The organism is Dactylosporangium maewongense (genome assembly GCF_039531485.1).
Lineage (GTDB): Bacteria > Actinomycetota > Actinomycetes > Mycobacteriales > Micromonosporaceae > Dactylosporangium > Dactylosporangium maewongense.
Window position 1 is genome coordinate 302,001 of sequence record NZ_BAAAQD010000014.1, and the last position, 20,521, is coordinate 322,521.

The 20,521-nt window shown below is 72.1% G+C and carries 18 protein-coding genes; 16 read left to right on the forward strand and 2 right to left on the reverse strand.

The window, feature by feature from the left end; all coding sequences use genetic code 11:
• Window positions 1-144 precede the first annotated feature (144 nt).
• From ABD332_RS33230 to ABD332_RS33275, 10 genes are all read left to right on the forward strand, one after another.
• Entirely contained in the window at window positions 145-1,173 is a 1,029-nt protein-coding gene (locus ABD332_RS33230; protein WP_344506290.1) for a 6-phosphofructokinase, read from the forward strand.
• A 129-nt stretch (window positions 1,174-1,302) separates the two neighbouring features.
• Window positions 1,303-2,118, forward strand: coding sequence for a pyrroline-5-carboxylate reductase (gene proC / locus ABD332_RS33235; RefSeq protein ID WP_425552328.1), 816 nt, complete (start codon window positions 1,303-1,305; stop codon window positions 2,116-2,118).
• Window positions 2,119-2,162: 44 nt separating this feature from the next.
• Window positions 2,163-2,678 (forward strand): DUF2199 domain-containing protein, encoded by a 516-nt coding sequence (locus ABD332_RS33240; protein ID WP_344506292.1) that lies wholly within the window; start codon window positions 2,163-2,165, stop codon window positions 2,676-2,678.
• A gap of 210 nt (window positions 2,679-2,888) precedes the next feature.
• Window positions 2,889-3,971, forward strand: coding sequence for an FHA domain-containing protein (locus ABD332_RS33245; RefSeq protein WP_344506293.1), 1,083 nt, complete (start codon window positions 2,889-2,891; stop codon window positions 3,969-3,971).
• 95 nt (window positions 3,972-4,066) lie between these two features.
• Window positions 4,067-4,582, forward strand: a complete 516-nt coding sequence (locus tag ABD332_RS33250) for a DsbA family protein (protein WP_344506294.1) — start codon at window positions 4,067-4,069, stop codon at window positions 4,580-4,582.
• 138 nt (window positions 4,583-4,720) lie between these two features.
• Complete coding sequence (locus tag ABD332_RS33255; protein ID WP_344506295.1) at window positions 4,721-5,767, forward strand: acyltransferase family protein; 1,047 nt, start codon at window positions 4,721-4,723, stop codon at window positions 5,765-5,767.
• A gap of 101 nt (window positions 5,768-5,868) precedes the next feature.
• Window positions 5,869-6,663 (forward strand): hypothetical protein, encoded by a 795-nt coding sequence (locus tag ABD332_RS33260; RefSeq protein WP_344506296.1) that lies wholly within the window; start codon window positions 5,869-5,871, stop codon window positions 6,661-6,663.
• Window positions 6,664-6,697: 34 nt separating this feature from the next.
• Window positions 6,698-7,825 carry a hypothetical protein gene (locus tag ABD332_RS33265; protein ID WP_344506297.1) on the forward strand — a complete coding sequence of 376 codons (1,128 nt, stop codon included), beginning with the start codon at window positions 6,698-6,700 and terminating at the stop codon, window positions 7,823-7,825.
• 49 nt (window positions 7,826-7,874) lie between these two features.
• Entirely contained in the window at window positions 7,875-9,362 is a 1,488-nt protein-coding gene (locus tag ABD332_RS33270; RefSeq protein ID WP_344506298.1) for a hypothetical protein, read from the forward strand.
• A gap of 31 nt (window positions 9,363-9,393) precedes the next feature.
• Complete coding sequence (locus tag ABD332_RS33275; RefSeq protein ID WP_344506299.1) at window positions 9,394-10,683, forward strand: AAA domain-containing protein; 1,290 nt, start codon at window positions 9,394-9,396, stop codon at window positions 10,681-10,683.
• Between the two features lie 563 nt (window positions 10,684-11,246).
• On the opposite strand, the gene ABD332_RS33280 is transcribed toward ABD332_RS33275, so the two are convergent.
• Complete coding sequence (locus ABD332_RS33280; protein ID WP_344506300.1) at window positions 11,247-13,247, reverse strand: diguanylate cyclase domain-containing protein; 2,001 nt, start codon at window positions 13,245-13,247, stop codon at window positions 11,247-11,249.
• 128 nt (window positions 13,248-13,375) lie between these two features.
• Between ABD332_RS33280 and ABD332_RS33285 the strand changes: the two genes are divergently transcribed.
• The 4 genes from ABD332_RS33285 (at window position 13,376) to ABD332_RS33300 (ending at window position 17,115) form a co-directional block, all read left to right on the forward strand.
• Complete coding sequence (locus ABD332_RS33285; protein ID WP_425552329.1) at window positions 13,376-13,840, forward strand: hypothetical protein; 465 nt, start codon at window positions 13,376-13,378, stop codon at window positions 13,838-13,840.
• Window positions 13,841-14,214: 374 nt separating this feature from the next.
• On the forward strand, window positions 14,215-14,862 hold the full coding sequence (locus tag ABD332_RS33290) for a winged helix-turn-helix domain-containing protein (protein ID WP_344506301.1): 648 nt from the start codon (window positions 14,215-14,217) through the stop codon (window positions 14,860-14,862).
• On the forward strand, window positions 14,825-16,738 hold the full coding sequence (locus tag ABD332_RS33295; protein WP_344506302.1) for an endonuclease/exonuclease/phosphatase family protein: 1,914 nt from the start codon (window positions 14,825-14,827) through the stop codon (window positions 16,736-16,738). Before ABD332_RS33290 ends, ABD332_RS33295 begins: the two co-directional genes overlap by 38 nt.
• A 53-nt stretch (window positions 16,739-16,791) precedes the next feature.
• Window positions 16,792-17,115, forward strand: a complete 324-nt coding sequence (locus tag ABD332_RS33300; protein ID WP_344506303.1) for a hypothetical protein — start codon at window positions 16,792-16,794, stop codon at window positions 17,113-17,115.
• An 89-nt stretch (window positions 17,116-17,204) separates the two neighbouring features.
• Here ABD332_RS33300 and ABD332_RS33305 read toward each other — a convergent pair whose 3' ends face one another.
• The gene (locus ABD332_RS33305; protein WP_344506304.1) at window positions 17,205-17,993 is read right to left on the reverse strand and encodes a thioesterase family protein; all 789 of its coding nucleotides are present in this window, start codon (window positions 17,991-17,993) and stop codon (window positions 17,205-17,207) included.
• 28 nt (window positions 17,994-18,021) lie between these two features.
• Here ABD332_RS33305 and ABD332_RS33310 point away from each other — a divergent pair, with 28 nt between their 5' ends.
• Window positions 18,022-18,987, forward strand: coding sequence for a magnesium transporter CorA family protein (locus ABD332_RS33310; protein ID WP_344506305.1), 966 nt, complete (start codon window positions 18,022-18,024; stop codon window positions 18,985-18,987).
• The gene (lpdA, locus tag ABD332_RS33315) at window positions 18,984-20,366 is read left to right on the forward strand and encodes a dihydrolipoyl dehydrogenase (RefSeq protein ID WP_344506306.1); all 1,383 of its coding nucleotides are present in this window, start codon (window positions 18,984-18,986) and stop codon (window positions 20,364-20,366) included. The genes ABD332_RS33310 and lpdA overlap by 4 nt, the downstream gene beginning before the upstream one ends.
• Window positions 20,367-20,521 lie beyond the last annotated feature (155 nt).

Genomic DNA, 20,521 nt, shown 5'->3' on the forward strand with positions numbered 1-20,521 from the left:
GACTGGTGCGACGTCGGCGCGTTCAGGAGGAGCGACTACAGTGCGCTGTGAATCGGCAGCGTCGCCAACGAGTGGGACCCTCCGGCTCGGTCGTGCCCGTCAGGGCGGTCGAGCAGCACCGCAACCAGGAAGGCAAGATCTAGCATGCGTATCGGCGTACTGACCGGGGGCGGCGACTGCCCCGGCCTCAACGCGGTCATCCGGGCCGTGGTCCGCAAGGGCATCGCCACCTACGGTCACGAGTTCGTGGGCTTCCGCGACGGCTGGCGTGGCCCCCTTGAGGGCAACACCCGTGAGCTGGGCATCGCTCAGGTCCGTGGCATCCTGCCGCGCGGCGGCACCATCCTCGGCTCCTCCCGGACCAACCCGTTCAAGATCGACGGCGGCGTTGAGAAGATCAAGTCGAACCTGGCCGACCTCGGCATCGACGCGCTCGTCGCGATCGGCGGCGAGGACACCCTCGGCGTCGCGGCGAAGCTGACCGACCTGGGCGTCAACGTCGTCGGCGTGCCGAAGACGATCGACAACGACCTCGGCGCGACCGACTACACGTTCGGCTTCGACACCGCGGTCAACATCGCGATGGAGGCGATCGACCGGCTGCACACCACCGCCGAGTCGCACCACCGCACCCTCGTCGTCGAGGTCATGGGCCGCCACGCCGGCTGGATCGCGCTGCACGCCGGCCTCGCCGGTGGCGCCAACGTCATCCTCCTGCCGGAGCGGCAGTTCGACGTCGACCAGGTCGCCGGCTACGTCGAGAAGCGCTTCCAGACGCAGTACTCGCCGATCGTCGTCGTCGCCGAGGGCGCCCAGCCGCTCGACGGCCAGATGGTGCTGCACAACCAGGAGCTCGACTCGTTCGGCCACGTCCGCCTCGGCGGCATCGGCCAGTGGCTCGCCGAGCAGCTGGAGGCGAAGACCGGCAAGGAGGCCCGCACCGTCGTGCTCGGCCACATCCAGCGCGGCGGCACGCCGACCGCGTTCGACCGGGTCCTCGCCACCCGCTTCGGCCTGGGCGCGATCGACGCCGTCCACGAGGGCGACTTCGGCAAGATGGTGGCGCTGCAGTCCACCGACATCGTCCGCGTGCCCCTCGCCGACGCGACCCGTGAGCTCAAGACCGTCCCGGTCGAGCGCTACACCGAGGCCGAGGTCTTCTTCGGCTCCTGAGCCCGTCGCGGGCCCGGTCGTCATGACCGGGCCCGCGCCATGTCCGTCTTCGAACGTTCGGCGAGAACACTCGTCGAACTCTCGTCGAACTCTCGTCGAACTCTCGTCGGACTTTCGTCGAACTGAGGAGTGGGGTACGTGCGGACCATCGCCGTTCTCGGTGCGGGCAAGCTCGGTGAGGTGCTGCTGTCCGGGTTGCTGCGGGCCGGCTGGCCCGCCGACCGGCTCCTGGCCACCGCCCGCCGGCCCGAACGGGCCAAGGAGCTGCAGGAGCGCTACGGCATCCAGGTCGTGGACAGCGTCACCGCGCTGCAGACCGCCGACGTGCTCACCGTCGCGGTGAAGCCGCAGGACGCCGGCGCGCTGCTGGCGGAGCTCGGCCCCAAGCTGCCCCCGGGCAAGCTCGTCGTGTCGCTCTGCGCCGGCCTGCCCACCTCGTTCTTCGCCAGGCACCTGCCCGACGGCACCCCGGTCGTGCGCGTGATGACCAACACGCCCGCCCTCGTCGACGAGGCGATGACCGCGATCTCGGCCGGCCCGCACGCCACCGCCGAGCACCTCGCGCTCACCGAGGAGATGTTCCGCCCCCTCGGCCGCACCATCCGCGTCCCCGAGTCGCAGCAGGACGCCGTCACCGCCCTGTCCGGCTCCGGGCCCGCGTACTTCTACTTCCTCGTCGAGGCGATGACCGACGCCGGCATCCTCCTCGGCCTGCCGCGCCAGGTCGCGCACGACCTCATCGTGCAGACCGCGATCGGCTCGGCGGTGATGCTGCGCGAGTCGGGCGAGCACCCCGTCAAGCTCCGCGAGGCCGTGACCTCCCCGGCCGGCACCACCATCAACGCCATCCGCGAGCTGGAGAACCATGGCGTACGGGCAGCGTTCCTCGCCGCCCTCGAAGCCGCCCGCGACCGCGCCCGGGAGCTCGCCGCGCAGAGCGGTTGAAAGCCCGCCCGGGAGATCGCCGCGCGGAGTGGTTGAATCTGCCGGTGACCGTCACCTGTACGTGCTGCGGCACGGAGCTCGGCGACGTGCCGAGCATGTGGTCGTTCTCCGCCCCCGACACCTGGGGCGTCCCGGGCGTCGGGGGAGCGTCGTTCCTGGAGGAGGAGCTCTGCTTCGTGGAGCTGCCCGACCTCGATGAGCAGCACTTCTTCCTCCGGGCACTGATCGAGGTCCCGGTCCGCGGCGGCAGCTCCCCGTCGGAGCCCGGCGCGCTCACGTACAGCGTCTGGGTCAGCCTCAGCCCGGCCGGCTTCGCCCGCGCCGTCGAGCAGTGGGAGGACCCCGACCGCGCCGCCGAGCCGCCGTTCTTCGGCCAGCTCGCCAACCGCATCCCCGGCCACCCCGAGACGCTCCGGCTGCGGGTGCGGGTCCACACCCGCCCGCCCGGCCTGCGGCCCCTCGTCGAGATCCGCGCCCACGACCACCCCCTCGCGGTGTGGCAGCGCGACGGCATCCCCGCGCACGAGCTGCCGGCGGTCGCGGCCGCCTGCGGCGGCTGACAGTTCGTTCATTCAGGCATTCACCCGTATCAGGGGCGATCCCGTGCCCGTACCGTTACATGCAGTGAAGCTGATGTATGCCGCGACCGGGTGGCCCCCCTCCGGTCGCGCGCCCCGCGCTCGGTGCACTTCCCCAGCCGACGAGCGCGGCGTGAAGCCCGCCGTCGGCCGCAGAGGTGGTCGACGGCGGCTTTGCGGCATGATAACCGGGTGCGATTCGAAACCAGCCGCGCGCTCGACGCGGTCGAGCGGAGACTGAGCGTCGACCCCCTCGCAGCCGGCGGGGTCATCGACCTGGTGGAGGCGGCCCGCAGCGTCGACCTCGACGGCGGCCGCCCGGCCGCCCTGCTGCGCCTCGGCTTGTTCGTCGACGCCCTGAGCCGGCAGCTCGGCGACGGCGGCGTCGGCCTGTACGCCGTGGCCGAACGCGGCGCCATGTCCGACACCGACTTCACGTCCAACGAGCGCATGGTCCTGCGCCGCTGGTCCGACGACGGGCTGATCGAGATGCTGCCGCCGGGCGCCCGGCCGGCCGCCAGGGCGCGGGAGGTCGCCGCGCTGACCGGCCTGCCGCTGATCAGCCGCACGCCGCTGCCCGGCCACCCCGGCCCGGTGTACCTCACCACCGGCGCGTCCGGCGGGATGGAGCTCACCCTCGCCCCGTCCACGGGGTCGTCGCCGCGGCCGCATCCCGTGCTCAGCCGGTACTGGCGCTGCGGCGCCACCGACTGCCCGACCTTCGGCCGCCAGCCCGCGGCCGGCGCCGGCCAGCCGCCCCCGGCCCTGCCGAGCGGCGCCCCCGTCTGCCCGCGCCACGGCGAGCGCCTCATCGACGCGGGCCCCCGCCCCGTCGCCATGACCATGGCGGTCCGCATCGACGGCACCGTCCGCGCCCGCTTCCCCCTCACCTCCGCCCGCCCCGTCGTCGTCGGCCGCGCCCCCGACGAGCCCGGCGGCATCACCATCGGCAACTGGCTCACCGACGAGTCCACCCGCCGCGTCAGCCGCAACCACGTCCGCCTGGAGCTCCGCGACGGCATGGTCCTCGTCACCGACGTCAGCACCAACGGCGCCGGCCTGCTCGCCCGCACCGGCTCCTCGGTCCCGCCCCGCGAGGTCGACCTCCACCGCGGCGAGCCCAAGGCGATGGGGGAGTGGGACGAGGTCGAGCTGTACCCGGAGGTCACCGTCGGCCGCGCGGACCGCCCGCCGGCCTCCGTCGCCAAGGGCGGCGCACCCAACTCGGTCATGGCCGACGCCCCCACCATCGCCCTCCGCCTGCCCAAGCAGTAGCCACCCCGGAACTGCCGCAAGCACCCGGACGACGGCTGCCAGAAGGGAGCGGATCGGGTCGACTAGAGCATGCCGCGGTGGGCAGGTGCGTCGGCATGGACAACGACCACGCGCAGGGCCCGGCCGACGCACCGCTCACCCTGCTCGAGTACGGGGACTACCAGTGCCCGTCCACGGGCCGGGCGTTCGGCGTCGTGGAGCGCCTCCAGCTGCACTTCGCCGAGCGGTTGCGCTTCGTGTTCCGGCACTTCCCGATGGTCGACCAGCACCCGCGGGCGATGCCGGCGGCGCTGCTCGCGGAGGCGGCCGCCGACGCCGGGTCGTTCTGGGGCATGCACGCGCTGCTCCTGTCGCACCAGAACAGCCTCGAGGACCCCGACCTGTCCCGGTACGCGGAGCAGTTCGGCCTCCCCGGCACCGGCGGCACCCGCGTGCACTACGAACGCGTCGACGCCGACCTGGCCGCCGGGCGCGCCGCGGGGGTGACCCGGACGCCGGCGTTCTTCGTCAACGGTGTCCCGCACGAGGGCGGGTTCGACTTCGGTTCGCTGGTCACGGCGATCGAGCAGGCGGCCGTACAGGCGACCGAAAAGGCCGTCGAGAAGGGGTAAACGGGTGAGATCCGGGTGAACAGCGTCGATTGCCGGAAGAGTAACGGGTTGTCCTCCCTAGGATCTTTGAGAATAAACACAGCCAATTTTGAGCTGAACCAAGGTTGCCGCTAAGACCGTCAGGGCAACCTGTAGGGGATGCGGAACCGGTACGTAGACCTCCTGCGAGCCGTCGCGATCGTCCGGGTGGTGACCTATCACACACTCGGCTTCGCGTGGCTGACCGTCGCGTTCCCGGCCATGGGCCTGATGTTCGCGCTCGGCGGCTCCCTCATGGCCGCCTCCCTCGACCGATCCGAAGGCTTCGGGCTGAAGGCGATCGGGCGCCGCATGCGCCGCATCGTCGTGCCGTTCTGGGTGCTCGGCGCGTTCGCAGTCGTCCTCATGTCGTTCATGGGCGGGCTCGAACACACGTGGCGCCTGGTGCTGTGGTTCGTGCCCCTCGACGATCCGCCCACGTCGGAGAAGGGCGGCGTCTGGTTCAGCCAGATCTGGTACGTCCGGTCCTACCTCTGGTTCATCATCGCGTCGCCGGTACTGCTGTGGCTGTACCGCAAGGCGCCCATCCCGGCGGTGCTCGTGCCGTTCGGCGTCCTGGTCGCGCTGTGGGAGACCGGGCACGGCAGCGGCGGCATGGTCCGCGACTTCTTCATGTACGCGCCGATGTGGATGCTCGGGTTCGCCCACCACGACGGCACCCTCCAGCGGATCTCGAAGAAGATCCTCTGGCCGGCGTGCCTGGTCATGGGCGGCATCGGCCTGTTCATGCTCTACACCAACCCCGGCCCGCGCGGGTACGACATGAACGACCTCCCGGTCGCCGACGTGCTGTGGTCGACCGCGTTCCTGCTGGTGATGCTGAACGCCGCACCGGCCGCGCTGAGCCTGGGCGCCGCCGAGCCGGCCGTCGAGGCGATCAACCGGCGGGCGCTGACCATCTACCTGTGGCATGAGGCGGTCATCACCGCCGTCCGGCTCGCGGCGGTCGCGGCCGGCGTGTCGCTGCTCGGCCCGTACGGCGGGCTGCTCCAGATCGTGCTCGTGTTCGCCCTGGTCACGCTCGTGGTCCTGGGGCTCGGCTGGGTCGAGGACCTCGCCGCCAGGCGCAAGCCGAAGCTCATCCCACTGCCCAGCCGGGCCCCGGCCGGCCGGCTGGAGGACCAGCGGCAACCGGTGCCGGCGTAGGCCACCCGCCGGGTGGCGAACCGGACGAACCAGAAATTGCAAGGCGACACGCCGACACTGGTCTTTGCTGGAACTTGCTGGAACCAGCTACCGTGCCGTTCGTGTCCGAACCGATCACCATCGAGATGCTCGAGCGGCGGATCGACCGGTTGCGTGGCGAGCTGCGAAGGGCCGCCACCACCGGTGACCGGATGCAGGCCCGTGCCCTGCGGGCCGAGCTGCGCCAGGCGGAGCACGCCTGGGACGACGCCCTCGCCGACCTGGAGGACCAGGCCAGGCCGGCGCCGCAGCCGGTACACAAGCCGATGCTGTCGATCCGGGAACAGGTGCATCACGCGCTGACCCTGCTCACGGTGCCGGCGGCGCCGAAGCTCATCATCGCCGTCCACGACGCCTTCTTCCCGGGCGAACTCGTCGCGGCGCGCCTCACCAGCCTGCGGCGCGACGAGGAACGCTCGTTCCGCGTCCAGCCGTTCGGCCGGCCGTACTACCTCTGCCCGGCGCTGACCGCGGACCTGCTGTCACCGGCGCGCGGGCTCCTCGCGCTGTCCACCTGGCCCCTCGAGACCCGGGTGGTCGGGCCGCTCAGCGCCCGCGTCGACTTCCTCATCGGCGCGATCAAGGTCGCCCAGCGGGTGGCGCAGCTGCCCGAGGACGCCCACGACGCCCGCCGGCTGCTGTGGCGGTTCGCCGCCAGCATCCCCGGCGCGGGTGGCGCCGGGATCACCCCTGAGTCAGTCGCCGAACTGGCCCAGGCCGAGCTGGACGTGCACCTGGACGCCGACACCGCGGACCGCGCCGCGGCGGCCATACGAGCACAGGAACGCCTGGACGGATCCGAGGCGCTCTTCGGCGCCCGGTTGCAGCGCCTCCGTCGTACCGCGAGCAAAGCATGAAACCGCGAACTGCTTCCCCGAAAGAAGACCGCTCATGGACCCACTGGTCGACCGGTTGGACCGCATCCGTGGCACGGTGGCGCCGCGCAACCACAACGCGCGGACCATCGCGGCGCTCACCAGCAACCCGGGGTGCGGCCGCCGTGGACTGATGGACGCCGCCGGGGTCAACAAGGGCGCCGTCGCCGGGCAGCTCGGCTTCCCCGCCGGCTTCGGCCAGTCCAGGTTCGCGATCGCCCGCGGCAACGCGTTCGAGGCGCAGGTGAAGGCCGACGGCGCCGCCGAGCTGCTGCAGCTGCTCCGCGAGCGGCTCGGCCTGGCGATCCCCGAGGTCGCCTACGACGACCTGTCCAACGTCGGCGGCAACGCCAGCCGCGAGGTGCGGTACGCGCGGACGAAGGCGCTGCTCGCGCGGGCCGCCGCCGACCGCGACGACGCCGGGACGCTGTTCGACCACCCGATGCTGCGGCTGGAGATCGCCGGCTACTACGCGTACCTCGAACCGGACCTCATCGCGTTCCGGGCCGGCGGGAAGTTCCACGTGGTCGAGATCAAGTCGTTCGCGGTCATCGACGGCCAGGCCGACCCGGGGAAGACCGCCGCCGCGGCGACCCAGTCCGCGGTGTACGTGATGGCCATGCGCGAGCTGCTCGCCGAGCTCGGCCACCCGGAGGACACGGTGTCGCACAACGTCGTCCTCGTCTGCCCGGAGAACTTCGCGAACCGGCCGACCGCCACCCTGGTCGACGTGCGCAAGCAGCTGACCGTGCTGCGGCGGCAGCTGTCCCGGCTGACCCGCCTGGAAGCGATCCTCGACGCGCTGCCGGCCGGGCTCACCTTCGACCTCGCCTACGACAGCGAGCAGCAGGCCACCCGCCCCGCCGACGAGCTGCGCAAGGCCGTCAGCACGATCGACGCCCGGTACAGCCCGGACTGCCTCGGCACGTGCGAGATGGCGTTCTTCTGCCGCGACGAGTCGGCCGGGTCGACGTCCGCGCTGGGCCGCTCGGTCCGCGACGACCTCGGCGGGGTGGAGAGCATCGGCACGGTCCTCGGCCTGGCCCGCGGGACGCTGACGCCGGGCGCCGGCCAGGAGGAGATCGCCGGCCTGCTGCGCTTCGCGCACAAGCTGCGCACCGAGTGCCTCGACGGCATCGGCTGACCCCCGTGAGTAACCTTCCCGAGCTGCGCGAGCTGTGTGAGCCGGCGACGTGAGCATCCTTACGGCCCTCGCCAGGGCGGAGGCGGTCGAGTCCGGCAAGGCGCAGCCACTGACCACGGTCCGGCACACGCACATCGCCGCGAACCCCCTCGTCCTCGTGCCGCTCAGCCTCGCCGGCGAGGCGGCCGCGCCCCTCGCCGCGATCGTCGGCACCGACCCGGCCGAGCCGCGGGTGCTCGTGGTCGCCAACCCCCGCGACCGCACCCAGCGCTTCGACTTCGTCGCCGAGCTCGCCCGCGTCGTGCTGTCCTACGTGGACGGCTGCGCGCGCAGCGTCGACTCGGCCGCGTCCGGCACGAAGCTGCGGTACGCCGAGGCCCCGCAGGTCATCGTCCCCAACCGGGGCGGGATCGAGTTCGTGCGCCTGCTGGGCCGCTCGACCAGGTTCCGCCGGCCGTTCGGGCCGTACCCCGTACACCGGACCGTGCCGATCCTCGGGCAGTGGCTGACGTTCCTGCGGGAACGCGCCGACCACCCCGGCTCGTCGATGCTCCTGGCCATGACCGAGGTCCTCGGCAACCACTGGGCGACCGGGCAGAGCGGCCTGGAGGACGCCAACCTCGCCGCCCTGCTCGGCTGGATCGACCCGCCCGGCGGCCTGGACGGCGCCGCCGCCGCCGCGCTCGCCGAGGACCCGCTGCGCTCACCGCCGGCCGGGCCGAGCACCGACCCGACGTTCGACAACGAGATCCTCGCGCCGGCGCTCGCCGCCGTCGCCCGGTCCGACGGCGACGACTTCGCCCGGGAGCGGGCCCTCGCGGCGCTGACCGCGGCCGTCGCCGACCAGATGCAGCCCACGTGGGACCTCACCTGGCAGGCCGTCCGGCTCCTGCGGGCCCGGTCCGCCGGCGCGTCCGTCGAGACCCGCTGGGCCATGGACCGCGACGTCTTCACCATGTACCACATGGGCCTCGCCGACGGGACCGCGCTGCCGCAGCCCCGGCGGGACAGCGCGGTCGCCGCCGCCGGCCGCCTCGACCGGCTCGAACGCGAGCAGGCCCGGTTCGACGCGCAGCGGGCCCTCGACGACCCGCTCGTCATGGCCGAGTTCCGGCTGTCCGGGGAGGCCTTCACCGGTACCGTCGTCGCCGCGTCACCGAACCGGGTCGACACGTCGGGCAAGAAGGCGGCGCTGCGCCCGCACATCACCGTCCAGACGGACGACCCGGTGCGGCTCGAGCCGGGCGCGCTGCTGGTCTCTCCGGCGCGCCTCGCCCAGCAGGCGATGGTCGTGGAGGTGTCCAGCGTGGACGTCACCCTGGAGCTGTCGAAGGGCATGGGCCGCTCCACGAAGCAGCCGGCGCCGGGGTCGGTGCCGGCAGTGGGGGAGCGCGTCACGTACGGGCCGGTCACCGACGCGTACCAGCCGCCGGGCCGCTTCCCGAGCCGCGACGACACCCCGTGGACGCACGGCGGCCCGCCACCGGCGGTCGAGTACGGCCCCAGCGAGAACGACGCCGTGGAGGACTGGTCATGACGTTTCTGCCCGACGTTGTGGAGGGTCGGTCGTGACCGGCGTCATCGAGGACATCCTGCGTGACTTCGGCTCGGCCGCCGGGCGTGGCGTCGTGGTCGACTCCCCGCCCGGTGCCGGGAAGTCGACGCTGGTGGTGCGCGCCGCTCGTACATTGGCGGAATCCGGCGAACGGCTGATGGTGGTCGCCCAGACCAACGAGCAGGTCGACGACCTCATCGACCGGCTCGCCACCGTCGCGCCGACCCTCGCCATCGGCCGGCTGTCCGCGTCGACCTACGTCCCCGCCCAGCGCGTCATCAGGCACGGCACCGTCACCGTCAGCGGCGCCGTCAGCGACATGAACGCCAGCGCCGTCACCATCGGCACCGCCGCGAAGTGGGCCACCGTCACCGACGGCAGCTGGGAGCGGGCGATCGTCGACGAGGCGTACCAGATGCGCTCCGACATGCTGTTACGCGTCGCCGGCCGCTTCTCCCGCGCGCTCTTCGTCGGCGACCCCGGCCAGCTGGACCCCTTCTCCGTCGTCGCCGTGGAACGCTGGGCGGGCCTGTCCTGGGACCCGATGCAGAGCGCGGTCGCGGTCCTGCTGCGGCACAACCCCGAACTGCCCGTCCACCGCCTGCCCGTGTCGTGGCGCCTCCCGCCGTCGGCCGCGTCGGTGGTGTCCTCGGCGTTCTACCCGTTCACGCCGTTCGAGGCCGGCACGAAACCGCTGGACCGCCGCCTGGAGTTCGCCGCCCGTGCCCTCGGCGGCGACCACGGTCTCGATGCGACCCTGGAGACCGCCCGCCGGACCGGCTGGGCGCTGCACGAACTCCCGGCCCGGCACACGGTGCGCACCGACCGGGAGGCGGTCGCCGCGATCGCCGCCCTGGTGAACCGGCTGCTGCAGCGCGGCCCCGTCGCCTACTCCGAGCACGCCCCGGACGGCCGCCCCGTCACCGTCGACCGGATCGCCGTCGGCGCCGCCCACCGCGACCAGGTCGCCGCGATCCGCCAGGCCCTGGCCGGCACCGCCGCCACCGACGTCACGGTCGACACCGCGAACCGCCTCCAGGGCCGCGAGTACGACGTCACCGTCATCCTGCACCCCCTCTCCGGCCGCCGCGACGCGAGCGCCTTCCACCTGGAGGCCGGCCGCCTGTGCGTGCTCGCCTCCCGCCACCGCCACGCCTGCGTCGTCGTCGCCCGGGCCGGCATCGCCGAGCTCCTCGACACCCACCCGTCCGCCGAACCCGTCCACCTGAACGTCCCGGTCCGCTTCCCCGACGGCTGGGAGGCCAACCAGGCCATGCTCGCCCACCTGCAGGACAGCCACTGACGACGGCTTGCGGTCCGTGAACCGGCGGTTGCTGGATTCTCTTTCGCGACGGATTCCGTGCGGGTCCCCGCCACTCGAGCATCCGCAGCGCGTCCCCGGTCCGGAGCGCCACCCTTTCCACAGACATTGATCAATGCCCCGAATTGCCCCTTCTTCGGGATAGACGTTGCGCGATCAACCCCCAAAACAAAGATCGAACTGTAGGTGGATCGCGCACTGTCTATCGCGCAAAGGGGGCAAAGTGGGGCATTGACCAACATCTGTGCGCCGACGTGCGGCATCTGCGCGAGGCGACCCGCCTGCCCCAGGTCCGCGCTGCGATCGCCGCCCGGCACGCCGGCGACGACCGCGCGGACACCGCCCGTCGACGTGACCACGAACCTGTTGCGGCGTCCGCGAGATGTGGTGTCACCGGGGTTCGGAGTCCGGTCGGGTCGGCGTGGTGGCGGAAGCGGGGGCACGGCCGGTGGTGCCGGACCGCTTCTGCACCGTAGCACGGGCGATCTAATTGATCTGGGCGATGTTGCTCGCCGTGAAGCGTTGGTGACGGGATGGGTCGGGGGTTAGTTGTAGACGGTGGTGAGCAGGCGTTTTGCTTCGTACATGGCGGTGTCGGCGCGGTGCAGGACGTGTTGGGGTTCCTCGGCGAGGTGGAAGCGGGTGCCGCCGACGCTGGCGCGGGCGGTGACCAACGAGGAGCCGCGCACGGCGATCGGTTCGGTGAAGGCGGCCCGGATCCGTTCCGCCAGGTCCGGTACGCCGGAGGCGCCCAGCGTGCCGTGGGTGAGCACGACGAACTCGTCGCCGCCGAGGCGGGCCACCAGGTCGCCGGTGCGGACGCAGGCGCCCAGGCGGCCGGCTACGGCGGTGAGCAGCTCGTCGCCGGCGGCGTGGCCGAGGGTGTCGTTGACGGACTTGAAGCCGTCGAGGTCGATGAAGAGCACGGCGCCCTCGCCGGCGCTGAGGGCGGCGTCCAGCGCCGACATGAACGCGCGGCGGTTCGCCAGGCCGGTGAGGGCGTCGACGTGGGCCAGGCGCCAGGTCTCGTCGAGCAGCTCGCAGGTGCGCAGGACCGTGGCGGCCTGGTCGGCGACGCCGGCCATCCGGTTGGTGATCTCGCGGGCCCGGGCGGTGCACTGCGGGGTGTCGTAGGCGGCGACGAGGATGCCGTACGGGTGGTCCGGCAGCGCGATGTCCACGATGATCATCATGTCGTGGCCGAAGGTGTCGAGCATCGCGCGGATGAACGGCTCGTCGCTGGTGCTGTCGTAGACGCGGGGCTGGCCGGTGCCGTCGCGGAAGCGGTCGAAGAGGGCGGTGTCCTGCGGGGACACGGTGAGGTTGCGTGCCTTGCGGAGCCGGCCGTCGCCGGCGCCCGCGTTGGCGACCATGCGGAGCTTGCCGCGCTGGTGCAGCAGTACCGTGGCGGAGTCGGCACCCATGACGGACTTGACGGCGTCGGCGGTGAACTCGGCGACCTCGGTCGAGGTCCGGGCCAGGGTGAGCTGTCGGGCGAGCGCCAGGAGGCTCTCCGCGGTCCGCTGCCGCTCGGCCGCCGTCTCCAGCGCCGACAGCGCGTCGAGGGCGACGGCCGCGAGGTTCGCGTAGGCGTCGAGCATGCGGCGCTCGGCGTCGAAGAAGTCCTCGCAGTACGCGACGAGGTAGCCGTAGTAGCGGTTCGGTGAGGCGATGTCGGCGACGATCGTGCCGGCGAAGCTGGTCGGCGGCGCGTCGGTGAGCACGGCGATCTCGGCGTCGGTGAGCCCGTAGCCGTGCACCTGCCGCGGCTGGTCCGGCGCGGGGGAGGCGACCAGCAGGAACGCCTGGGCGTTCACCGCGTAGCCGGCCCGGTCGGCGACGAGCGCGAGAGCCCGCTCCGGCTGCTCGGCGGCGACCAGTTCGGCGACCGTGCGCTGCAGCAGCTCCATCCTGCCGGCGAGGATGTCGTCGGCGGCGTCGTCGCGGTGGCGGCCCCGCCACAGCCAGGAGAACAGCCGGCGCTGCCGCCAGCGGACGGTGTAGACGCATGCCTCGGCGCCGCGGACCTGGCACACGTCGTGGGTGACGGTGGCGGCGGGCAGGCCGAAGAGCGCCGGCAGCTGGGTGAGCAGCCCGCGGGTGTAGTCGCAGTCGTAGCGGCTGGGCTGGTAGCCGTTGCGCAGCCGGTACCGGACGCTGGCCGTGCCGTGCCCGGTGGAGAGCGTGGACATGTCGGCGGCGGCGTTGAACTTGGCGCTGGTGGTCGCGATGAGCCGGATGAGCTGGGTGGGGCCGCCGAGCAGCAGCAGACCGAGCCGCAGCGGGGTGTTGACGGAGTACGACAGGATGCTCTGCCCCACGCGCAGCCCGACGGACTCGTCGCCGAGGGCCTGCGCGGCCGCCGCGAAGACGTTGATCTTCGTCTCGTAGGACCACCAGCGGCGGGCGTCGTCGTACGCCTCGGGCGGCTCGTGTTCGCCGGCGAGGTTGAGCACGTGCGTGACCGCGGTGTCGCCGCCCCTGGCGCGCACGTACCGCATGATGGTGCGCAGGGTGACACCGGCCGTCTCGCGGATCTGTTCCATGGCGCCTCCGGTGCTCGACATCGGCGCGGTGCGGGTGCGGCTGAGGCGTTCCCCCGCGAGGACTGGGTAAGACTGCTCACATGGATGGCGAGCGGCCGGCGAACGAGCGTAATGAACGGCCGACGAACGTGGGTGACGAGCGGCCGGCGAACGTGCATGGCGGGCGGGTGGAGGACGTGGACGGCGGGCGGGACGAGCCGCTGATCGTGGTCGACGGCGCCAACGTCGTCGGATCCGTGCCCGACGGCTGGTGGCGGGACCGCCGCGGGGCGGCCACCCGGCTCCGGGACGCCCTGGCCGCGCGGGACGCCGCCGCGCTGCCCCCGCCGCTGCTCGGCGCGGTGACCCTGGTGGTGGAGGGCGCCGCCCGCGGCGTGCCGCCGGTCGCGGGCGTGCACGTGGAAGACGCGCCGCGATCCGGTGACGACCACATCGTCGCGCTCGTCGCCGACAATGTCGGTCACCGGCCGGTCGTGGTGGTCACCGCCGACCGGGAGCTCCGCGAACGGGTGCGCGAGCTCGGTGCGAGTATTGTCAGCCCTGGCGAGTTGCGCGCCTCGATCCCATATGGTGGACGACAAGATTCTATCTAGTGGATAGGATTTGTCGTCAACATGTGCGCACTTCGGCATGGGTCCGGTGATCGGCGACAACCGGGCGGTCTCAACATGCGGGAAGGGATTGACCCGTCGCCGTACGGTGACCAGGCTGGACTCGTAGACGTGTCGTGAATGGCCGGTGAATGTCGGCCGAAAACATCAGACGAATTGTCATCGATCAATTCTGTGCGGCAGGTTACAGCTCTGTCGCTATGGGTGATGATGCTGGTAAGGTCGGTCCCATGTGCCTTGAGGTACACGTTGACCCGGCGTGGGTCTCGCGACGTGCACACCATTTCGACGGCCTTTGTCGAGTGACGGTTCGTTGATTCGGCGTCATTGCAAAGGCTTTTCGAGAGGAATTGAAAATGGCCATTTCGGTCGTCGGCGCGCCAGAGGTGGCGCCCTCGGTGGTCACCATCACCGTGCACATCACCCTCAACGGCGGTGACGAGCTCCCACCGGAGGCGTCCCGCCTGATCAGCGACCTCGAGGCGCTCGCCGCCAGCCAGGCCAAGCAGCAGATCCAGCGCACCCAGCAGCCCCAGCCCCCGTTGCAGCGCGCCGCCGCGCCGGCGCACACCCTGCAGCACGGGCCGTCCCAGCACACCGGCCGCAACCTGCGGCTGGTCGAGACCCCCGACACCGTCATCGGCGGCGTCGACGCCGCGAAGGTCAAGCGGATCGGCGCGGCCGCACCCGACGCCCCGTCGCTCTTCCTGTGCACCGGGTCCCGGCTCGTCCTGCGCGACGGCGCGCCCGTGCCACTGACGCGCCGCGAATACGACCTGTTCCTGTTCCTGTGCGAGCACCCGCGTCGCGTGTTCAGCCGGGCACAGCTGCTGCGCCAGGTCTGGGGCTACGACATGGTCGGCACCGAGCGCACCGTCGACGTCCACGTGCGGCGCCTGCGGGTCAAGCTCGGTGAGGCCGCACGGATCATCGCCACCGTGCGCGGCGTCGGCTATCGTCTCGACGATGACGCCGCCGTCCAGGTTGTCGTTCGCGAGGACTGACCACCACGTCCCCGCCCCGCTGGTGAGCACCGCGGCGGGGACCCTGCTCCTGGTCGATCTGCTCCGGGTCTGGCTCCCGTCGATCATCACGATCTTCGGGCAGGCCGCCTCGACACCGGCCGAGCTCATGGGCGCGTTCGCGCTGCTGTGGTTTCTGGTCCCGTTCGCGGTGGTGCCCTTCGCCGCCCGGTGGGGCTCCGGGAGGCACGCGGCGAAGGCGGCGCTCGCCGGGGGCGCCGGGCTCGCCGCCGCCCGGTTCGCGCTGGTGTTCGTCCACGGTGGACAGGCACAGCTGTACGTCGCCTCGATCGGCCTGCTCGCCGGGCTGTCGTGGCTCGCGGCGACCGCCGTGCGGGGCGGACCGGCGGCCGTCGGCGTCCCGGTCGGGCTCGCCGCCGGCGCGCTGCAGCACGCGGCGTTGCGCACCGTCGACCTGACGTGGCAGTCACGGTGGTGGGCCGCGCCGCTCGTCGCCGCCGAGTGCCTGGTGTTCATCTGGTACCAGCGACGCACGGCACCCGGTAGGACGTCCGCCGCCGCCTGGTTCCTCGTGGGGCCGGCGATGCTCCTCGCCGGCATGTTCGCGCTGTCACCGGCGATCGCGACCGTCGCCCTGTCCTACCGCTTCGACCCGGTCGCCACCACACCCCCGCCCGCCGTGCCGGAGCTGCTGCTCGGCCTGGCCGTGGTGGGTTTCCTCGCCGGGGCGACCGGCCCGCTCAGGGGACGCTTCGAGCGGGTCGCGGCCGCGCTGACGATCGTCGCGGCGGCGGTCATCTTCGGCCTGTCACACGGCCCGGGCGGACTGTTCGTCGCCCTGCTGCTCGGCTGCGGCGCGCTCGGCTGGGCGTTCCGCGCCGCGGCCGCCGACACGCCACCCGAGCCCGACGCCGGCCGGAACGCGCGGTCCGGGTACGCCGCCCTCGCCGGGATGCTCGTGTTCGCGGTCGCCGCCGTCGCCTACTACGCCGCCTACGACCTCGGCTACCCCAACCAGTGGGTGCCGGTCGCGGTCGCGCTCGCCCCCGCCTGGATCCTGCTGCGCTCCGGCACCGGCGTGCCCGCGACCGGCGTGCCGTGGCGGACGGGTCTCGCGGCCGTCGCGGTGTGCCTGCTCGTGCCGCTGATCGGGGCCACCACGACCCCGCCGGTCGAGCGGTCTGACGCGACCGGCGCGGCCGGCGCGGATCGGGGGCTGCGGCTGGTGGCGTACAACATCCGCATGGGCTTCGGGCTCGACGGCACCTTCCGGCCGGCGGCGGCGGCCCGCGCGATCGCCGCGTCGGACCCTGACGTCGTGGTCCTGTCCGAGGTGGACCGGGCGTGGGTGCTCAACGGCGGCCACGACGACCTGCGGACCCTCGCGACGCGGCTGGGGATGCGGTACTGGTTCGCCCCGGCCGCCGACGCCGTCTGGGGCGACGCGGTGCTGACGAACCTGCCGGTCGCCGCCGCCGAGACGGTGCGGCTGTCGGCGGTCGGCGCGCCGACGGGCGCTCAGGCCCTCGGCGTCGTCGTGCGGTTCGGCGGCCGGGAGATCGCGGTCGTGTCGACGCACATCCAGCCGCCGCCGGACGCCGAACCCCTCGTCCAGGTCGGCGAGATCGCCGCGTTCGCGACCCGGTTCGGCGGCGACCGGCCGACGTTCATCGCCGGTGACCTCAACATCGAGCCCGGTGACGCGGCGATGCGCGCGTTCGCCGACGCCGGCTACACGGACGGGTTCGCGGCGTTCCGGCCGGTGCGCACGTTCCCCGCCGACAAGCCCGTGAAGCAGATCGACCACGTCCTGGTCAGGGGGCTGACCTGCGCCGAGGTCAGCGTCGGCACGGCAGTGACGTCCGACCATGCGCCGATCGTCACGACATTGCGGTGATTGAGCACCGCGGTGGATGGGCAACCTGCTCTCAGAGAGAGAAAGGGGCAGCGATGAGCGTCACACATGCGAACGGGAGCAAGATCGGTGGCCCCGCCATCGATACTCGCGACGACCTTGGCAACACGGTCGACACGATGTCCGCCAAGACCAAGCAGCGCGCGGCCGAGCTGGCCGAGCAGGGCAAGGACGTGGCACGCCGTCGGCCCGTTCCACTGGTGACCGCCGCCGCGGCCGGGGTCGCCACCGTGGTCGTCGCGGTGGTCACGGTCATGCGGAGCCGCCGGAAGCAGACCCCGCGTCAGCGGGCCATGAAGGCTGCGACCAACGCGTGGCGGAGCACCAGCAAGAGCGTGCGGAAACGGGTCAAGCGGTAACCTCCTCTCCCACAGTCGCGCCCCGCACCGTCCGGTGCGGGGCGCGACGTCATGGTGCCGGCGCGACGTTCACGGTGCCGGCATGACGTTCATGCTGCCGGCATCCGGTACGCGGCGAGCTGGGTCGCCTGCGCGACGACCCGGTCCCGCGCGTCCCAGATCTCGCAGACCTGGTCGACGAGGCTCTCGGTGAGCAGCCGGGCCCGCTGGCGGACCCGCAGCGGACCGGGGGAGGGGGCCGCCCGCACGTACACGGTGAGCTCCAGCGTCGGGGTCCAGCCGTGGCTGCCGAGGGTGAACGTCGCCGGCGGGAACGCGTCCGCGGCGAACAGCAGCGACACCGGGTCCCACGCCGCGTCGTCCGGCAGCCGCAGCCAGCCGCGCAGCTCGCCGGGCGGGTCACCGACCGCCTGCCAGTCGATGCGCTGCTCGAACTGGTCCAGCATGTCGATGCGCAGCCCCGTGCCCGGCGCCTCCGACGGCGTCGGGAACAGGCCCTGCTCGGCGGCGACCGGTGGCGGCTGCGCGTCGACCCAGCGCGGCTCGCCGGCCGCCGCCAGGGTGCCGAGGGTGAACAGCGCCTCGACGCACGCGCGGTCCTTCTGCCACAGCCGCGACCGGACCTGGCTGGCGGTGCGGCCGGTGCGCAGCACCTCGACGGTGACGGTGGCCGGGCCGGGGTCCGGCGGCGACAGGTAGACCGCGCTCGCCGACAGCGGGTCGGGGTGCGTGCCGGCGGCCTCGATCGCGGCGCGGGCCAGGATCGCCAGGAGGTAGCCGCCGTTGGGCTTGCCGCCGACGGTCCACAGTGGATCGAGCTCGGCGTCGAAGCCGTCGCCGGCGGGCCGGACCTGCGTCGCCTCGATGAACGCTGCCACGCCTGCCTCCTTCTGGTTGGATGACGGCATGGCGCGAACGCGGCTCTACCGCAACGGTGACCTGGTGGCCGAGGATTTCCCGCTCGACGATATCTCGGAGCACCTCGCCGCCGAGGACACGGTGGTATGGCTGGATCTCGTGTCGCCGTCGCCGCAGGTGTACGAGCGGGTGCAGGAGGAGTTCGGCCTGCATCAGCTGGCGATCGAGGACGCGTCGTCGCCCCGGGAACGGCCGAAGCTGAGCCATTACCACGGGCACCTGTTCCTCAGCGCGTACCAGGCGACCTTCGAGGGCGACGGCGGCGAGCTGACCGTGTGCCCGGTGTCGGCGTTCATCACCGGCCGGGCGTTGATCACCGTGCACGGCGACGGGTTCGACATGGACGCCGTGGTACGCCGCTGGGACGCGACGTCCGAGCTGGCCCGGCACGGCGTGGCGTACCTCCTGCACGGGCTGCTCGACGTCGTCGTCGACGGGCACTTCGACGCGGTGCAGGCGCTCGACGACGCCCTGGAGGCCCTCGAGGACACGCTCTTCGAGGAGACCCCGCAGGCGGTCCGGCAGGTGCAGCAGCGCAGCTTCCGGCTCCGGCGCAGCCTCAGCCACCTGCGCAAGGTCGTGCTGCCGATGCGCGAGGTGGTCAACGGCCTGACCCGCGCCAAGCTCGTCGACGAGGAGATCGCCCCCTATTACCAGGACCTGTACGACCATGTGCTGAGGGTCACGGAGTGGACGGAGGGGCTGCGCGACTTCGTCGCGACCATCCTGGAGTCGAACCTCGCGGTCCAGGGCAACCGGATGAACAACATCATGAAGAAGGTCACCAGCTGGGCGGCCATCATCGCGGTACCCACGGCTGTTACGGGTTACTACGGGCAGAATCTGCCTTTTCCGGGATACGAGCACCACGCCGGGTTCGTGACCTCCGCCGTGCTGATCGTGGTGCTGTCCGTGGGGCTGTACGTCACCTTCAAACGCAAGGACTGGTTATGAGCGACAACTTCGATGTTGTAGTCCTCGGCGCGGGCCCCGGTGGCTACACCGCCGCCGTGCGCGCCGCGCAGCTCGGCCTGCGCACCGCGATCGTCGAGGACAAGTACTGGGGCGGCGTCTGCCTCAACGTCGGCTGCATCCCCAGCAAGGCGCTGCTGCGCAACGCGGAGCTGGCGCACATCTTCACCGCCGAGGCCAAGACGTTCGGCATCCAGGGCTCGGTGACCTTCGACTACGGCGCGGCGTTCCAGCGCAGCCGCAAGGTCGCCGACGGCCGGGTCAAGGGCGTGCACTACCTCATGAAGAAGAACGAGATCCGCCAGTACCACGGCCGCGGCGTCTTCCTCGACGACCACACCCTGCAGGTCGGCGACGACACGGTGACGTTCGCCAACGCGATCATCGCCACCGGTGCGACCACCCGGCTGCTGCCCGGCACGTCGCTGTCCGACAAGGTCGTCACGTACGAGGAGCAGATCCTCTCCGAGGAGCTGCCGTCGTCGATCATCATCGCGGGGGCCGGCGCGATCGGGGTCGAGTTCGCCTACGTGCTGCACAACTACGGGGTCAAGGTCACCGTCGTCGAGTTCCTCGACCGGCTCGTCCCGCTGGAGGACGTCGAGGTGTCCGCCGAGCTGGCGAAGCGGTACAAGCGCCTCGGCATCCAGGTGCTGACCTCGACGCGGGTCTCCGCCGTCGCCGAGACCGCCGACGGCGTGAGCGTCGAGGTCATCGGCAAGGACGGCGCCGCGCAGGTGCTCGAGGCGGACAAGCTGCTGCAGGCGATCGGCTTCCAGCCCCGCGTCGAGGGGTACGGGCTGGAGAAGACCGGCGTGGCGCTCACCGAGCGCGGGGCGATCGCCGTCGACGGGCGGCTGCGCACCAACGTGCCGCACATCTACGCCATCGGCGACGTCACCGCGAAGCTGATGCTCGCGCACGCCGCCGAGTCGATGGGCATCATCGCCGCGGAGACGATCGCCGGCGCGGAGACGATGGAGCTCGACTACGTCATGATCCCCCGCGCGACGTACTGCCAGCCGCAGATCGCCAGCTTCGGCTGGACCGAGGCGCAGGCCCGCGAGAAGGGCTTCGACGTGAAGGTCGTCAAGTTCCCGTACACCGCCAACGGCAAGGCGCACGGCCTCGGCGACGCGACCGGCTTCGTGAAGATCATCAGCGACGGCAAGTACGGCGAGCTGCTCGGCGCGCACCTCATCGGGCCGGAGGTCACCGAGCTGCTGCCGGAGCTGACCCTGGCGCAGCAGTGGGACCTGACGGTGCACGAGGTCGCCCGCAACGTCCACGCCCACCCGACCCTCGGCGAGGCCGTCAAGGAAGCGATCCACGGTCTGGCCGGCCACATGATCAACATGTAGCTCGCGGGCTCCGGCACCGTGGGCTGCGTCTCAGTTCCCGCGGACCGGGCGCACGCGTTCCGTGCGCCGGGTCCCCGTGTTCCGTGCGCCCGGCCCGCGTGTTCCGTGCTCCGGGTCCGCGTGTTCCGTACTCCGGGACCGGGCGGGATGGCGAC

Coding starts and splice junctions, on each gene's coding strand:
- ABD332_RS33295 (WP_344506302.1), top strand. CDS start 14,825: ATGACGCCGCCGTCCAGGTTGTCGTTCGCGAGGACTGACCACCACGTC.
- ABD332_RS33280 (WP_344506300.1), bottom strand. CDS start 13,247: ATGGAACAGATCCGCGAGACGGCCGGTGTCACCCTGCGCACCATCATG.
- ABD332_RS33300 (WP_344506303.1), top strand. CDS start 16,792: ATGAGCGTCACACATGCGAACGGGAGCAAGATCGGTGGCCCCGCCATC.
- ABD332_RS33265 (WP_344506297.1), top strand. CDS start 6,698: ATGGACCCACTGGTCGACCGGTTGGACCGCATCCGTGGCACGGTGGCG.
- ABD332_RS33290 (WP_344506301.1), top strand. CDS start 14,215: ATGGCCATTTCGGTCGTCGGCGCGCCAGAGGTGGCGCCCTCGGTGGTC.
- ABD332_RS33255 (WP_344506295.1), top strand. CDS start 4,721: ATGCGGAACCGGTACGTAGACCTCCTGCGAGCCGTCGCGATCGTCCGG.
- lpdA (WP_344506306.1), top strand. CDS start 18,984: ATGAGCGACAACTTCGATGTTGTAGTCCTCGGCGCGGGCCCCGGTGGC.
- ABD332_RS33310 (WP_344506305.1), top strand. CDS start 18,022: ATGGCGCGAACGCGGCTCTACCGCAACGGTGACCTGGTGGCCGAGGAT.
- ABD332_RS33250 (WP_344506294.1), top strand. CDS start 4,067: ATGGACAACGACCACGCGCAGGGCCCGGCCGACGCACCGCTCACCCTG.
- ABD332_RS33230 (WP_344506290.1), top strand. CDS start 145: ATGCGTATCGGCGTACTGACCGGGGGCGGCGACTGCCCCGGCCTCAAC.